This window comes from Stenotrophomonas lactitubi, from assembly GCF_002803515.1.
GTDB lineage: Bacteria > Pseudomonadota > Gammaproteobacteria > Xanthomonadales > Xanthomonadaceae > Stenotrophomonas > Stenotrophomonas lactitubi.
On sequence record NZ_PHQX01000001.1, the window covers coordinates 1,704,322 to 1,720,460 of the forward strand.

Annotated in this window: 12 protein-coding genes; 1 reads left to right on the top strand and 11 read right to left on the bottom strand. The window is 66.4% G+C overall.

Annotated features, from left to right (window positions below):
- The first annotated feature begins 74 nt into the window (after positions 1-74).
- Positions 75-566 carry a TonB family protein gene (locus CR156_RS08115; RefSeq protein WP_100552456.1) on the top strand — a complete coding sequence of 164 codons (492 nt, stop codon included), beginning with the start codon at positions 75-77 and terminating at the stop codon, positions 564-566.
- 92 nt (positions 567-658) lie between these two features.
- On the opposite strand, the gene CR156_RS08120 is transcribed toward CR156_RS08115, so the two are convergent.
- From CR156_RS08120 to CR156_RS08170, 11 genes are all read right to left on the bottom strand, one after another.
- Positions 659-1,030 (bottom strand): hypothetical protein, encoded by a 372-nt coding sequence (locus tag CR156_RS08120; RefSeq protein WP_133120067.1) that lies wholly within the window; start codon positions 1,028-1,030, stop codon positions 659-661.
- A gap of 186 nt (positions 1,031-1,216) precedes the next feature.
- Positions 1,217-2,290, bottom strand: coding sequence for a protein-glutamate methylesterase/protein-glutamine glutaminase (locus tag CR156_RS08125; RefSeq protein ID WP_100552458.1), 1,074 nt, complete (start codon positions 2,288-2,290; stop codon positions 1,217-1,219).
- Positions 2,287-2,883, bottom strand: coding sequence for a chemoreceptor glutamine deamidase CheD (cheD, locus tag CR156_RS08130; RefSeq protein WP_025878962.1), 597 nt, complete (start codon positions 2,881-2,883; stop codon positions 2,287-2,289). The genes CR156_RS08125 and cheD overlap by 4 nt, the downstream gene beginning before the upstream one ends.
- Positions 2,880-3,749 (bottom strand): CheR family methyltransferase, encoded by an 870-nt coding sequence (locus tag CR156_RS08135; protein WP_099818374.1) that lies wholly within the window; start codon positions 3,747-3,749, stop codon positions 2,880-2,882. Before CR156_RS08135 ends, cheD begins: the two co-directional genes overlap by 4 nt.
- 32 nt (positions 3,750-3,781) lie before the next feature.
- Positions 3,782-6,046 carry a methyl-accepting chemotaxis protein gene (locus CR156_RS08140; RefSeq protein ID WP_100552459.1) on the bottom strand — a complete coding sequence of 755 codons (2,265 nt, stop codon included), beginning with the start codon at positions 6,044-6,046 and terminating at the stop codon, positions 3,782-3,784.
- A 741-nt stretch (positions 6,047-6,787) separates the two neighbouring features.
- On the bottom strand, positions 6,788-9,178 hold the full coding sequence (locus tag CR156_RS08145) for a methyl-accepting chemotaxis protein (RefSeq protein WP_100552460.1): 2,391 nt from the start codon (positions 9,176-9,178) through the stop codon (positions 6,788-6,790).
- Between the two features lie 98 nt (positions 9,179-9,276).
- Positions 9,277-9,660, bottom strand: coding sequence for a hypothetical protein (locus tag CR156_RS08150; RefSeq protein ID WP_025878966.1), 384 nt, complete (start codon positions 9,658-9,660; stop codon positions 9,277-9,279).
- 137 nt (positions 9,661-9,797) lie between these two features.
- The gene (locus CR156_RS08155; RefSeq protein WP_025878967.1) at positions 9,798-10,289 is read right to left on the bottom strand and encodes a chemotaxis protein CheW; all 492 of its coding nucleotides are present in this window, start codon (positions 10,287-10,289) and stop codon (positions 9,798-9,800) included.
- Positions 10,290-10,523: 234 nt separating this feature from the next.
- Positions 10,524-11,297, bottom strand: a complete 774-nt coding sequence (locus tag CR156_RS08160; protein WP_100552461.1) for a flagellar brake protein — start codon at positions 11,295-11,297, stop codon at positions 10,524-10,526.
- A gap of 213 nt (positions 11,298-11,510) precedes the next feature.
- Positions 11,511-13,757 (bottom strand): methyl-accepting chemotaxis protein, encoded by a 2,247-nt coding sequence (locus CR156_RS08165; RefSeq protein ID WP_100552462.1) that lies wholly within the window; start codon positions 13,755-13,757, stop codon positions 11,511-11,513.
- A gap of 386 nt (positions 13,758-14,143) precedes the next feature.
- Positions 14,144-16,123: a chemotaxis protein CheA gene (locus CR156_RS08170; protein WP_100552463.1), complete on the bottom strand. Its 1,980-nt coding sequence runs from the start codon at positions 16,121-16,123 to the stop codon at positions 14,144-14,146.
- Between the last annotated feature and the right edge of the window lie 16 nt (positions 16,124-16,139).

The following is a 16,139-nucleotide window of genomic DNA, read 5'->3' on the forward strand; positions in this document are numbered from 1 at the left end:
CGGGGGTTTTTTTGTGGGCGCCAGCGGCGCTGGCTGCGCGTTAGACTTCGACCTGCTTTTTCAGGAGGACATGGATGTTGGCGGATCGACGACACTGGGTAGCGCTGGCAGCGATGATGGCGGGCTGGGCCATGGCACCGGCTGCAATCGCGCAGCAGGATGTGCGGGCCGATGAAGCGTCTGCCGATACGCGGATGAGCGCTGACGAGCGCAGGGTGTTCCTGCTGCAGGAACAGTTCCTGGAGATCGCCCGGGCCAACGCGTCAAGGTCTGAGACAGCCGAAAAGGTGGAAACCTACGCCTCGGTCGATGCCGACTCGCAGCGGCAGCATCCCGTGCAGCTTGAGAACCATCAGCCACCCGAGCGCGGAGCTGGTGCGGCCACGCTGCTGGTGGACGTAGACGAGCAGGGCCGCCCGTATGCTGTGGAGATCGCGCGCGGCAGTGGATCGGCGGCGCTGGATGCGGCGGCCGTGGAGGCGGCGTATCGATGGAACTACAACGCCGCCAGCAGGGATGGCGTACCGGTGCGCGGAAAGGTGCGGATCACGGTGTCGGGACCGTAACTGCGACTGCGACTGCGTGATGTGGCGGTGCCGGGCATTGCCCGGCAGGCAGTTGAAGCGGAGAACCACGGGCGCATTCCGAGGGTTGTCTGCTACTGGATGGTCCAGTCGGCAGTGCCTTGAAGGCGCTTCCCGGCAAAGAGCACATTGCCCCGGCCGCCGGAGACGTCCATCTCGAACCAGGGCAGTCCATCACGGGTAAGCGGACGCACGTAGGCCTGGCGCTTTGCGCGGTCGAATTCGATGTAGTAGCGGCGATGAACGTTCGGATACTTCGGGATCGACGCGCCTTTCCAGCTGACGCTCACCGCGCCGGGGTCTTCGCGCCCCACCAGCATCAGCATGAAGAACACATCACCCTGCTTGGCCTGGAAGTAGAACAGATCACCACTGGCGACGGCGGGTGCCAGTGGCAGTGACAGCAGTGTGGCCGTCAGCACGGCCTTCCATATCCCTGTGATCATGCGCAGCATTCCTTGTGCAATACGGCTATCAAAGCACAGATGCGGGCAGCCCGTTGAACCGAAGAACCCCGGTGAATGCCGAAGTTTTTTGTTGCGTGATGGCCGGCAGAGCCTAGCCCATGCTCGGCTTGCCGGAGCGGGGCCCGAAAAGCAGCCGAGCATGGGCTCGGCTCTACAGCCGTCCCATCAGCCGCGTGCCAGCGCCAGCAAACGCTCGGCAATGCGCTCCAGCGGTACCTGTTCCTCGGCCGCGCCAAGTTTGAACGCTGCGCCGGGCATGCCCCAGACCACGCTGGTGGCCTCGTCCTGCACCAGCGTCGGGGCGCCGGCCTGGCGCATTTCCAGCAGGCCGCGTGCGCCGTCATCGCCCATGCCGGTGAGGATGGCGCCGATGGCATTGCCACCTGCGGCCTGCGCCACCGAACGGAACAGCACGTCCACCGCCGGCTTGTGCCGGTTTACCGCCGGACCGTCGTCGACCCGACAGCGCCAGCGCGCACCGTCGCGGATGATCCGCAGGTGCTTGCCGCCGGGCGGCAGGTACGCGTGGCCGGGCAGCACCGCTTCGCCATCGCTGGCTTCGCGTACGGCCATCGCCGAATGGCGGTCCAGACGCTCGGCGAAGGCGGTGCTGAAACTGGCGGGCAGGTGCTGGGTCATCACCACTGCGGGGCCGTCGGCGGGCATGCCTTCCAGCACCACACGCAGTGCTTCGGTACCACCGGCCGACGAGCCGATGGCGATCAGACGGTCGGTGGTGCGGAACTGCGTTGCTGCCGGACGCACGGCAGGGGCGGCGTCCAGCGTGAGTTTCGGTGCAGCCACGCGCACCAGCGGGCGTACCCGTGAGCGCGCAGCCATCTTCACCTTGGCGATGATTTCATCGGCATAGGCCTGCAGGCCGCGGGCTACATCAAGCTTGGGCTTGGAGACGAAGTCCACCGCGCCCAGCCCCAGCGCCTGCAGGGTGGTATCGGCACCGCGTTCGGTCAGCGAAGAGATCATCACCACCGGCAGCGGGTGCAGGCGCATCAGGTTTTCCAGGAACGCCAGGCCATCCATGCGTGGCATTTCCACGTCCAGGGTGATCACGTCCGGAGCCAGGCGTTTGATCTTCTCGCGGGCCAGCAGCGGGTCGGCGGCAGTACCGACTACATCGATGGCCGGATCGCTGGACAGGATTTCGGTGAGCATCTGCCGCACGACGGCAGAATCGTCGACGATCAGGACCCGGCAGGGGGCGTTGCCGGTCAGGGTCATTCGAACAGCTCCACGCCACCGGTGACCGGGGCCTTGGACAGGCGTGCGCGCACGGCCGATTCGGTCGCGGCCACTTCGGCTTCGTGTGCATGCGGCAGGCGTTGCACGACGACGCGGCCGGTATCGGCGAAGAACCAGATCTTGCGCGGGTGGATGCCGCACAGGTCTTCGGCGAGGATCGGGATGTGCTCGGCCTGCAGGTACTGACGCACGAACTCGGCGTTGCGCGTGCCTACCGGATTGCTGGTGAAGCCCTTCAGCACGTTGGCACCGCCGAACACCTTCGCCTCGATGCGCTTGCGGTGGGCGCCGCGCTTGAGCATGTCGTTGATCAGCAGTTCCATCGCATAGCTGCCATAGCGTGCGGGCGCGCCGTCGCCGGCGTTGCCCTCGGGCAGCAGGAAGTGGTTCATGCCGCCGATCTTCAGCACCGGGTCGCGCAGGCATGCCGCCACGCAGGAGCCGAGGGTCGTGGTCAGCGCAGTGGTGTCATCCACCACCAGGTACTGGGTCGGCAGCAGCTTGGCGGCGATGGTCTTGAAGCGTGCGTCCTGGTAGCGCATCACATCATCGGTGCGCAGCGAAGCATTCATGCGCTGGCTCCCTGCGCGCGCCGGTACAGGGTACGGCCGCAGGGCTGGATCAGATCGGCGGCGTGCAGGTAGTTCTCCGAGTGGCCGGTGTAGAGCAGGCCGTCGTCGGCCAGGTGGTTGACCAGGCGGCCAAGAATCGCGCGCTGGGTCGGCTTGTCGAAGTAGATCATCACGTTGCGGCAGAACAGTGCGTCGAACGGACCGCCGACGTCATAGCGCGGTGCCAGCAGGTTCAATGGGCGGAACTCGATCAGCTCGCGCAGCGCCGGCAGCACGCGGCACTGGCCTTCGTTGGGACCGCTGCCACGCTGGAAGTAGCGGCGACGCAGGTCTGGATCGAGGCCAGCAACACGGTCGATGTTGTAGACACCGCGCCCGGCGGTGGCCAGGACCTGGGTATCGACGTCGGTGGCGACAATGCGCACCGGTGGCTTCAGAGTGCCGAACGCTTCGCAGGCGGTGATCGCCATCGAGTAGGGCTCTTCACCGGTGGAGGCGGCGCACGACCACAGCAGCAGCGGGCCGCGGCCGTTGCGCTGCTGCAGCTCCTCGCGCAGCTTGTCGAAATGGTGCGGCTCGCGGAAGAACGCGGTGAGATTGGTGGTCAGCGCATTGGTGAATGCCTGCCACTCGTCACCATCGCCCTGTTCCAGGTGATCCAGGTACTGCTGGAAACTGCGCATGCCCAGCGTGCGCAGCCGACGCGACAGGCGTCCGTACACCATGTCGCGCTTGGCTGGGGCGAGGGCGATGCCCACGCGCTGGTAGATCAGGTCGCAGACGCGGCGGAAATCACGGTCGGCGAACTCGAATTCGCGCGTACCGCTGACGATGGGGGTAGGGCTCTGCACGGGTGACGTGTCCATCGGCGGGGCGGCGGCCGCAGCCGCCGCGAGGATCAGAATTCCTGCCAGTCGCCGTCGTTGGAGACGACGGCGCTGGAGTGGGTACGGCGGATCGGTGCGGGCGTCGACAACGGCCGCGAAGGCGCAGGACTGGCGGCCTTCGGCGCGACCTTGGCGGTCACCGCCTTCACTGCGACGGCAACCTGGTTGTCGAGGCGGAAGATCGCCACGGCGTCGGCCAGCTGCGCGGCCTGTTCCTCCATCGCCCGCGCTGCAGCAGTGGCTTCTTCCACCAGCGCGGCGTTCTGCTGGGTGGTTTCGTCCATCTGCACCACGGTCTGGTTGACCTGCTCGATGCCGGCCGACTGTTCCTGCGAGGCGGCGGAAATCTCGGCCATGATGTCGGTGACGCGCTGCACCGAGGCGACGATCTCGCCCATGGTGCTGCCGGCCTGGTGGACCAGGCTGGAGCCTTCGGCGACCTTGCCGACCGATTCGTCGATCAGCCCCTTGATCTCCTTGGCGGCGGCGGCCGAGCGCTGGGCGAGGGTACGCACTTCGCTGGCGACCACAGCGAAACCGCGGCCCTGTTCGCCGGCACGGGCGGCTTCGACCGCAGCGTTCAGTGCCAGGATGTTGGTCTGGAAGGCGATGCCATCGATGACCGAAATGATCTCGGCGATCTTCTTCGAGGACGCTTCGATGGCCGACATGGTGGTGACCACCTGGCCAACGACGCTGCCGCCCTGCGAGGCCACGCCGTGCGCACCGATGGCAAGCTGGTTGGCCTGGCGCGCGTGTTCGGCGTTCTGGCGCACGGTGGAGGTCAGTTCCTCCATCGACGCGGCGGTTTCTTCCAGATTGGCCGCCTGCTGTTCGGTGCGACGCGACAGGTCGCTGTTGCCCGAGGCTATTTCGCCGGCCGACAAAGTGATGCTGGAAGCACTGAGCTGGATCTGGCCAACGATCTGGGTCAGCTGGCTGACCGTGGCGTTGGCATCGTCACGCATGCGCGCGAACACGCCCTGGTAGTCACCGTGCATGCGGGCGGTCAAGTCGCCGTCGGCGATGGACGACAGCAGCTGCGAGAGCTTGCCGAGGTTGTCATCACTGACCGCCATCATGGCGTTGAGGTTTTCCAGCATGGTGCGGAAATCGTGATCGAAGCGCTGTGCGTCGCCGCGCTGGCTGAAGTCACCCGCAGCTGCAGCACTGGCCAGCTGCTTGATCTCGGCATTGATGCGGCCGAGGTTGGCCTTGACCGTGTCGACGGTGGTGGTCATCGCCGCCTTTTCGCCTGGGTAGCGGGCGATGTCGCCGCTGAGGTCGCCGACGGCGTACTGCTGCACCACGTTCAGTACATCGTGCAGGGTCTGCACGTGGCTGCCGACCAGGACATTGGTTTCCTGCACCATCAGCCCGTACTCGCCGGGGAAGGCGCTGGCGTCGATGCGGTAGCTGAGTTCACCTTCATCGTGACGGCGTGCCATTTCGCGCTGGCCACTGATGACCGCGTGCAGCTGCTGCTGCATGCGTGACATCGCTTCGAGCAGGCGACCGGGTTCGTCATGCGGCTGCGGGCCGATGTGGCTGTCCAGCTTGCCGCCGGCGATGCCTTCAGCCACGGCGGTGGCCTGCTTCAGCGGTCGCGCGATGCGGTTGCCGATGACCCAGCTCAACGCCAGCACGATCAGCACCAGTACGCCGCCGGCCAGGGTCATGATGGCGGTGAAGACCAGTGCCTGCTGCTGCACGTCATCCATGTAGACGCCGCTGCTGACCACCCAGTTCCAGGGCTTGAACATGCCGGCATAGGCGACCTTTTCGACCTCGCCCTTCTCGCCGGGCTTGGCCCAGCGGTAGGCGACGAAGCCGCCGCCGGCCTTGGCCGCTTCGATCTGGTCGTAGTAGATGCGGATGCCATCGCCGGTACGGAAATCCTTCATGTCCTTGCCCACCAGATCCTTGCGGAACGGGTGCATGAGCACGTGATAGCCGGTGTCGTAGATGTTGTAGTAGTAGGTGTCGTTGTGCGCGCGCATGACCTCCAGCGCCTGCAGCGCGGCGGCCTTTGCAGCCTCTTCGCTGAGCTCTCCGGTTCCGGCGAGGCGATGGTAGTGGTCGAGGATGCCGTAGCTCAGTTCGACCTGGGTCTTCAGCGAAGACTTGCGGGTATCGGTCAGGTCCAGGTACTGCATGCGGGCAGCGATCACCGAGAGCGCGATCACGCCCAGCGCGATCAGCAGCGTGAGCAGATTGAGCTTGCGTCGGACGGAGAGATTGCTGAAGTAGTGTTGCCAGCGATGCAGGAGATTCATCGAGCAGTACCCGGGTCGTGGTGGGTGGAGGCGCCGGTGCTGGTCGGGAGCAGCGGTGACATGACCGTTATCGGCCGCGGGGGCGGGGGATTGAGGTGGGCTGTTCGAACGTATTCAGATTTTCTTGCAGCGGCGGCTGCGGCGCTGCCTGCGGCAGGCTTTTAAGGCAACAGCAGCAGCAACAGCAACAGCAACAGCAACAGCGGTTGGTCGGCTCTGCGATGTTGAGAGGGAGCCGTGCGGGGATGGGCTGGCGGGACACGCCGTAAACCCATCCATGGGGGCTCGATGGCGCCATCCATGGCGCCAACGGTCCCGCCAGCCCATCCCCGCACGACTCATCCGGCATTCCAATGGCGGACGGCAAGAGCGTTGGGTTTCCAAGTGGGAAGGGGGTCAGATCCGTTTTCCTGCGGAAAACGGATCTGACCCCGGAAGCGGTGCGGCTGTTGCTCTTGCTCTTCTTTCTTCAATCCGGGGTGGACGCGCACGGAAAGTGTCCGTGGCCGGGAGGGTGGGTTGCGCAGGGGCGTAAGCGCCATGGATGGCGCGCCCGAGCCTACAGGGACGTATTCACGGCGTCCCCTGCGCAGCCCACCCTCACGGCCAACCCTCAGCAGCCCAGGGCTTCGAGCGACCACCCCGAGGGGCTTCGCCGTTGGCTGGATAGTCAGATACTCCGGAAACAAAAACGCCCCGGCGCAGGGCCAGGGCGTCTTCGTACGTCAGGTCAGGCAGGCATCAGAACTCCTGCCAGTCTCCATCGGCCAGTTCGGTGGCCATCGGGCGGCCGCCAGCGGTGCGACGGGCCGGCGGCGCGACCGGTGCCGGGGCGGCCGGTGCAGCAGCACGATGAGCCGGTGCGGCAGCACGCGGTGCCGGCGTGCGCGTGGCGACCACGACTTCGGCTTCGTCGACCACGAAGATCGATACCGCCTCGCTGAGATGACCTGCCTGTTCTTCCATCGCCCGTGCGGCGGCGGTGGCTTCTTCCACCAGCGCGGCGTTCTGCTGGGTGGTTTCGTCCATCTGCACCACGGTCTGATTGACCTGCTCGATGCCGGCGCTCTGCTCCTGCGAAGCAGCGGAGATCTCGGACATGATGTCGGTCACGCGCTGCACCGAGGCGACGATCTCGCCCATGGTGGCGCCGGCCTTGTGCACCAGCGCCGAGCCGTCGTTGACCTTGCCGACCGAGTCGTCGATCAAGCCCTTGATCTCCTTGGCGGCGGCTGCCGAGCGTTGGGCGAGGGTGCGCACTTCGCTGGCGACCACGGCGAAGCCACGGCCCTGTTCGCCGGCACGGGCGGCTTCCACCGCGGCGTTCAGCGCCAGGATGTTGGTCTGGAAGGCGATACCGTCGATGACCGAAATGATCTCCGCAATCTTCTTCGACGAGGCCTGGATGGCCGACATGGTGGTGACCACCTGGCCGACCACTTCACCGCCCTGCGAAGCCACGCCGTGCGCGCCGATGGCGAGCTGGTTGGCCTGGCGTGCGTGTTCGGCGTTCTGGCGCACGGTGGAGGTCAGTTCTTCCATCGAGGCGGCAGTTTCTTCCAGGTTGGCCGCCTGCTGCTCGGTACGGCGCGACAGGTCGCTGTTGCCCGAGGCGATTTCACCGGCGGCCGAGCTGATCGCGCGGCTGGACTGCTTGATGCGGGTGACGATCTCGCTCAGCTGTGCGGCGGTAGCGTTGGCATCGTCGCGCATGCGGGCGAACACGCCCTGGTAGTCACCGTGCATGCGCACGGTCAGGTCACCCTGCGACAGCGCGGCGAGCAGGCCGGAAATCTGTTCGATGCTGCCCGAGTTGGCGTCCAGCAGGCCATTGATCTGCTGGGCCAGCTGCAGGAAGAAGCCTTCCTTGTCGTTGGCATCGATGCGGCCGGACAGGTCACCGGCGGCGGCCTGGGCGATCACCCGTGCCACTTCGGCCTCGACCTGTGCTTCCTGGGTACGGTCGCGCCATTCCACCACGTAGCCGACGGTGTCGCCGTCTTCGTTGCGGATGGTCGACACGACCTGGGCGAACTGGGCATCGCCGTACTGCATCGGGCGGCGGGCAACGCCATGCTGCTTGAGGTTGGCCAGCAGCGTGTTGTCCATCTCGCCACGGTGCTCGAGCACGGTGACCGGCTTGCCGACCAGCGAGGCGTGGACGTCGAAGTCCGGCAGGTCGCGGCGCAGCTCGTCCTGGTACTGGGCCAGGGTCTGCTGCAGGGCGCGGTTGCTGTAGACGATGGTGTTGCTGGGATCGGTCAGGTAGACGCCGGTCGAGCTGTAATCCAGCGCGGTGCGGATGCGCAGGTTCTCGCGGGCGATGGCCTGGTCGGTTTCGGTGCGCTCGCGCAGGTCGCGCTGCATGCGCTGCATGGCCTGCATCAGTTCGCCCACTTCGTCCTGGCGGCTGACGTCGATATGGCCATCGAGCTTGCCACCGGCGACGTCGTTGGCAACCGAAACGGCGCCACGCACGCTGCCGACCAGGGCGCGGGCGAACAGCCACACCAGCACCAGGCCGAGTGCGGCGCCGCCGAGCAGGGCGATGACGGTCAGCACGGCCGAGGCGGAGTAGGTGGAGGCGGCTTCGTCGCGCGAGGCGCGGGCGAGGCGGTTGTCTTCGGCGATCAGCGCTTCAAGCGCGGCGCCCGCCTTGCGGTGCTTGGTGCGGGTCTCGCCGACGAAGGTATCGATCGCGTCGTCGGGCAGGTCCAGCTCCAGCATCTCGGTGACGCTGTCATAGGAGGCCAGCGCGTCCTTCCAGTCCTTGGCGAAGGTATCGAACAGCTTCTTCTGCTGTGCGTTGTCGACCAGCTTCGGATAGTCCTTGATCGACGTGTCCATGCTGGTGCGCAGTTCGGCGGCCTGCTTGCGGGCGTCTGCCTTGACGTCGTCGCTGGCGCGGATCAGCTGCTGGTAGGCGCTGTTGCGATACTCGCCGAGCATGCCGCGCATCTCGCCGGCCATGCGGATGCTTTCCATGCGTGAACCGGCCAGCTCGGTGGTGACGTTGTTCAGCGAATGCAGGCCACGGTAGGCGACGATGCCCTGCAGCAGCATCACCAGCAAGAGGACACCGAAGGTCAGCATGAGCTTCGGCATCAGTTTCAGGTTGTTGATCCACGGCATGGGCGTTGCGATCTCCTAAGGCAGACGCGGCCGGGCGCGGGGCCCGGTTGCAACAGCCACGCCGGCACGCTGGCCGGCGCGGTCTGACGGACAGCGGATTACTTGATGTTGGCCAGCTTCAGGCTGGACGGCGAGCTGACTTCGATTTCCGCACGCGACGCATCGCGCTGGATCTTGCCGATCACGCACACGGTCTTGCCTTCCAGGGTTTCCAGCGGGAAGGAGAACTTGCCGCGGTTCTCGCCGGCGATACGGGCCGAGAAGGTGTGGCGCGGGAAGGCGCCGCCCATGTACAGGAAGGTCGGCTGGCCTTCGGAACCTTCTGCGAAGCGGGCCTTTTCGACCTTGCCGCAGACCATGCCGTCCTTGCCGACGGCGCGCGGTGCCATCTCCGGCGGAATCATCTCGGCCGACTGCGCGAAGGCGGAGGAAGCGGTGGTGGCCAGGACGGCAGCCGAAACGAACGCAAGCAGGGACTTCATCGGGGTGATTCTCCGGGGATGGTGATGGTGGATCCGGCCTTGGCGCGTTCCTGCGCGACCGGCTTCTGTCCCCCTATCGGCGTGGATGGGGGGAACTGAAGGGCTGCGTAACAGAAACGTGAAGAAGGTCCGTTTGATCAGGCGGCAGCGTCTTCGACGACGTTGGTCTGGCCCATGTCGGCGCTGTCCAGCAGGGTTTCGATATCCAGCAGGATCAGCATGCGGTCATCGTGGGTGCCGATGCCGGAGATGAAGCGGGTATCCACGGCTGCACCGAATTCCGGGGTCGGGCGGATCTGCTCGGCCGACAGCGGGATCACGTCGGAGACGCTGTCGACCACGATGCCGACCACGCGGTCTTCCACGTTGAGCACGATCATCACGGTGAAGGCGTCGTAGCGGGCATCTTCCAGGCGCAGCTTCAGGCGCAGGTCGATCACCGGCACGATGGTGCCGCGCAGGTTGATGACACCCTTGATGTAATCCGGGGCATCGGGGACGCGGGTGACGGCGTCGTAGCCACGGATTTCCTGCACCTTGAGGATGTCCACGCCGTAGTGCTCGGCACCGAGGGTGAAGCTGAGGAATTCGCCATCGGCGCCGGCGGCGGAGCTGTTCTTGTCGTTCATCGAGGGGTCCTGGTTCTGCCGGAAGTGCCGGTGTCAGGCTCGATATCGGCCCCGTAATGGGGGACTTTAGGTATCCATCCACGCATGGCGTGGATCTACTGGGGCCCGTATGAACGCATGGCGTGGATCTACTGGGGCCTGCATGGGCCGGCGATCGCCGCATCCACGCATGGCGTGGATCTACTGGGGATGGGTAGTGCCGGCCGCTGGCCGGCAGATCCCGAAATGGGGATGTCAGAGCTCGCCGTTGCGGCGTGCCTTGCGCTGGCGGTCGATGCGGAAGATGTAGCGCTGGATGGCGCTGTCGCCACCGCGGGGCAGTTCGTCGAAGCGCATGCCGACGCGCTTGACCTCGGTTCCGTTGGGCAGGCGTTGCGGCAGCAGGTTGCAGACCACAAGGTCGATCTGCAGGTCCGGGCCATCGGGCATCGACAGCTGTGCCCGGTAGCGCTGCTGCAGGCTGAAGATCGCGCAATCGACGGGCACGGTCACCGCCAGGCCGCCGCCACTGATGTCCACCACCCGCATCGACAACGCTTCGGCGCGAGCCTCGCCCGGCGGCAGCAACAACTGCGGTGAATCGGTGATGGGGGTCTCCAGCCGGTACATTTCACGCCGCTGCAGGTGCACCAGCTCCTCGGGGAACGGTGCCCGGAAGGCGACGTGGCCTTCGTTGTCCACGCGCTGCAGGTCGTGCAGGCGGAAACGCACCATTACCCGTTCCAGCTGGGCGAAACAAAGCAGGTGGTCGGCCTGTTCGGCGGCGCGGTTGGAGGCTTCCTGCGGGCTGCCATCGAGCAGCAGGATGTCCTCGTCGTCGTCCAGTTCGAGCAGGGCGGTCGGGAAGGAGCGATCACGCCCGTCGATATGGGCGTTGATCAGTGATCGCTGCTCGATCAGGGAGCGCAGCAGCTGCCGCACCTGGCGCGGATTGCGGACCAGAAAGCGATCGTCGGCGGCGTCGGCCGCATGGACTTCGGGCGGTGCAGTGTCGTGGCCGTCGGACATGGAATCTGTGGTCAGGGGCGGGCGCCAACGCGTGTGGGCGCGTGGCTCGAAAGAAGTATCGGCTGCGGTGCGGATTTATGTAGCACCGGACGCGTTCGACGGCTTCGTTGTGCCATGCCGGAAGCCGCAGGGCAAGTTCGAGGCTGGGGCCGGGCATGGCCCGGCGCCACCTGTCCGCTGTCGGGGTGGCGCGGGGCCACCCCGATGCTGCTGTCAGAACTCCTGCCAGTCGCCGTCGCCGGCCAGTGCTGGCTGCGCAACGGGCTTGCGCACGCGCGATGGCGTCGCGATGGGGGCGGGCGCCGCTTTGCGCGGAGCACTGCCGGTCGTGGCCATCGCTGCACGCGGCAGCGCAGTGCCTGCACTCGGTGCGGCCAGGCGGAAGCGTGCAACGGCCTCGCCCAGCTGCGCGGCCTGGTCTTCCATCGCCCGCGCTGCAGCAGTGGCTTCTTCCACCAGCGCGGCGTTCTGCTGGGTGGTTTCGTCCATCTGCACCACGGTCTGGTTGACCTGTTCGATGCCGGCCGACTGTTCCTGCGAGGCGGCGGAAATCTCGGCCATGATGTCGGTCACGCGCTGCACCGAGGCGACGATCTCGCCCATGGTGCTGCCGGCCTGGTGGACCAGGCTGGAGCCTTCGGCGACCTTGCCGACCGATTCGTCGATCAGGCCCTTGATCTCCTTGGCAGCGGCGGCCGAACGCTGAGCGAGGGTACGCACTTCGCTGGCGACCACGGCAAAACCACGGCCCTGTTCACCGGCACGGGCAGCTTCGACCGCAGCGTTCAGCGCCAGGATGTTGGTCTGGAAGGCGATGCCGTCGATGACCGAAATGATCTCGGCGATCTTCTTCGAGGACGCTTCGATGGCCGACATGGTGGTGACCACCTGGCCGACCACTTCGCCGCCCTGCGAGGCCACGCCATGTGCACCGATGGCGAGCTGGTTGGCCTGGCGTGCGTGCTCGGCATTCTGGCGCACGGTGGAGGTCAGTTCCTCCATCGACGCGGCGGTCTCTTCCAGGTTGGCCGCCTGCTGCTCGGTGCGGCGCGACAGGTCGCTGTTGCCCGAGGCGATTTCGCCTGCGGCCAGGGTGATGCTGGAGGTGCTGGCCTGGATCTGGCTGACGATCTGGGTCAGCTGGGCGACCGTGGTGTTGGCATCGTCGCGCATGCGGGCGAACACGCCGTGGAACTGGCCGTCCATGCGTGCGGTCAGGTCGCCAGCGGCGATCGCCTGCAGCAGCTGCGACAGCTGGCCAAGGTTGCCGTCGGCGACCTGCATCATGCTGTTCAGCTGCTCGATCATCACGCGGAAATCGTGATCGAAGCGCTGTGCATCGCCACGCTGGCTGAAATCGCCGGCGGCAGCAGCCGACGCCAACTGCTGGATCTGCGTGTTGATCGCCAGCAGGCTGGCCTTGGCCGCATCCATCGATTCGTGCAGGATCGCGCGGCTGCCCGGCAGGCGGCGTGCATCGGGGGCGAGGTTGCCGATGGCGTACTGGTTGAGCACGTCGATGGCATCGCGGATCGCATCGAGGTGTTCGAAGATCACCGTGTTGATGCCGCCGGCAAGCTGCCCGTAGACGCCCGGGAAGTCTTCCGGAATGCGGTGGCTGATATCGGGGCCGGCATGCATCTGTGCCATCAGCTGGGTCTGCTCGGAGAAGCGACGCAGCATCGCGGTCATCTCCGCGGTGGCCGCCAGCATGCGGCCCGCTTCATCCTTGCCGGTGGCCTGGGTGGTGAGGCTGAGGTCGCCGCGGGCGACGGCCTGGATGGCATGCACGGCCTTGCCCAGCGGACCGACCACGGCGCGCGAGATGATCACGGCCAGGGTGGTGGCGACCACGACCAGCAGCACGATGGCAGCGATGATGGCCAGCATGCTGTTGCGGTGAGTGGCATTGGCGGCGTCGATCTTGCCCTGCATCAGCGAGCTGCTGTAAGCGCCCAGTGCCTTGAGGTCTTCGAAGGCCTTGCGGCGCAGCGGACGCGACTGTTCGTCGGAGATCTGCCGGGCCACCTCACCATCGCCTGCGGTGGCAGCTTCGCGCAGCTTGGTGTTGGCGGCGAAGTAGCCATCGACGTCGGCCTGCACGGCCTGGTACAGCGCGCGCTCCTTGGCCCCGGCCGGCAGCGCGGCGTAGGCCGCCAGCTGTTCGCGCACCACCTTGGCGGTGTCGCTCATGCGCTTGTTGTAGTCGGCCACTTTCTCCGGCTGGTCCAGCATGCTCAGCTGGGCCAGTTCGTAAGTGCGGAATTCACCCAGCTGCGAACGCACTTCGCCGAGGTACTGCACCGACGGAATATCGTTGGAGGCCATCGCGCTGAGCTGCGCATTCGCTTCGGACAGGCGGAGCAGGGCGAACGCACCCAGCACGACGGTCATCAGGGTGGTCAGGGTGAATCCCACAGCCAGCTTGCGGGCGATGGGCAGATCGTGGAACCACTTCATGCAGGGTGCTCCAAGGTGGGCAGAATGCCGGCGGCGGAGCCGCTGGCAAAAGGTGGTTGCAGGAGGGAACGGTCGTGCCGGGTGGGGGTTCGGTGACTGCCGTCATGTCGAGATAGCGGCGCCCGTGCGGCGGACTTTATGGACCTGTGTCACATTCGCTGGCGTAGGGGGAGGCAACGCAAAGCACGCCATGGCGGGGCTTTCGCATCGATATCGTGGTTTCAGGCGAAACCATGCGGACGATGGAGTTCACAGTGCGCGTTGACGGAGTTCACAGTGGATCGCGCGCAGCCCTGTCAGGTACAAGCGGGAACGCCGTTGTGCACGCGCGCAAACAAAAACCGCCGCCCCGGAGGGCGGCGGTCAGGCACAGCGCGTGGAGCGGCTCAGGCGGCCTGCGGCACCCGCAGCGAACGCACGAGGCCACCGATGTCGACGATCAGGGCGACGCGGCCGTCGCCGAGGATGGTGGCGCCGGAGACACCGCCGATGCGGCGATAGTTGTTCTCGATGTTCTTCACCACGACCTGCTGCTGGCCGACCAGTTCGTCCACTTCCAGCGCGATCTTCTGGCCATCGCCTTCAACCACCACCACCAGCGATTCACTGCCGGGTGCGCGCTGCCCATAGCCGTAGTACTCGCTCAGCGACAGGATCGGCAGGTATTCGCCACGCACGCGCAGCACGCGGCCTTCGCCGGCCATGCTGCGGATGTCGTCGGGCTGCGGCTGCAGTGCTTCAAGCACGTAGGCCAGCGGCAGGATCAGGGTCTCGCCGGCCACCGCCACGGTCATGCCGTCGAGGATGGCCAGGGTCAGCGGCAACCGGATCAGCGTGCGGGTGCCGGTGCCTAGGCCGCTTTCAATCTGCACCTCGCCACCCAGCGCCTGGATGTTGCGGCGGACCACGTCCATGCCCACGCCGCGGCCGGACAGGTCGGTGACCGCATCGGCGGTGGAGAAACCGGGCTGGAAGATCAGGTCCCAGACCTGCGAGTCGGTGGGGTTGTCCGGCACGGGCAGGCCGCGTTCGTGCGCCTTGGCCAGGATCTTCTCGCGGTTCAGGCCGCGGCCGTCGTCGCTGACTTCGATGACGATGTGGCCGCCCTGGTGCGAGGCCGCCAGGGTGATCGTGCCGGTCTCGTCCTTGCCGGCATCGCGACGCACGTCCGGCATTTCCAGGCCGTGGTCGATCGAGTTGCGGACCAGATGCACCAGCGGATCGGCGATCTTCTCGATCAGGCCCTTGTCCAGCTCGGTGCCTTCGCCGATCGTGCGCAGGCGCACGTGCTTGCCGAGGCGGCCGGACAGGTCGCGGACCAGGCGCGGGAAGCGGCGGAACACCGCATCGACCGGCAGCATGCGCACGCCGATCACCGCTTCCTGCAGGTCGCGGGTATTGCGTTCAAGCAGGTCCAGGCCAGCGAACAGGCTCTCGGCATGGACCGGGTCCAGCGCGTGCGAGACCTGCTTGAGCATGGCCTGGGTGATGACCAGTTCGCCGACCAGGTTGATCAGTGCATCGACCTTGTCGACGCTGACGCGGATGGAGGTTTCCGCTTCCTGGCTGGCGCCGGTGCTGGCCGTCGGTGCGGCAGCGGCGGGTGCGGCGGCGGCCACCGGCGCGGCAGCCGGTGCCTGCGTGGCCAGGCTTGGCGGTGCGGCCGGACGGATGTCCAGTTCGCAGTCGTCCAGCACCCAGGCGAAGGTATCTTCGATCTTGCTGCGCGGCACTTTGCCGACCAGGCCCAGATCCCACGCAAGGTGGGCTTCGAGCGGGTCGAGCTGGGCAAAGCCGGGCAGGCGATCCATGCGCGCGGCCACCTGCAGCGAACCCAGGTGTTCCAGTTCGCGGATGATGCGCAGCGGGTCGTTGCCGCTCATGAACAGCGACGGCGCCGGGGCGAAGCCGATCTGCCAGGCTTCCGGCGTGTCGTCGACCTGGCTGGCGGCAGCAGGTGCGGCGGCGGCGGGTGCCTGGCCGGACAGCACCGATTCCAGGCGCGCCTTCACCGCAGCAACCGCTGCGGGATCGGCGGGCTGGCCGTGCTCGGCTTCACGCAACAGGGCACGCAGCACGTCCACCGACGACAGCATCGCATCGACGGCGTTGCCTTCCAGTGCGCGCTTGCCGGCACGCAGCTCATCCAGCAGCGTCTCCAGCACGTGGGTCAACCCGGCGATGGCATCGAAGCCGAACGTGCCTGCGCCACCCTTGATGGAGTGGGCGGCACGGAACACCGAGTTGATGATCTCCGCGTCCTGTTGTCCCGATTCCAGGGCCAGCAGGCCAGCCTCCATGGCGTCGAGGCCTTCGCGGCTCTCCTCGAAGAAAGTGGCGTGGAAGCGTTGCAGGTCCATGCTCATGGCAGTGGCGATCCGG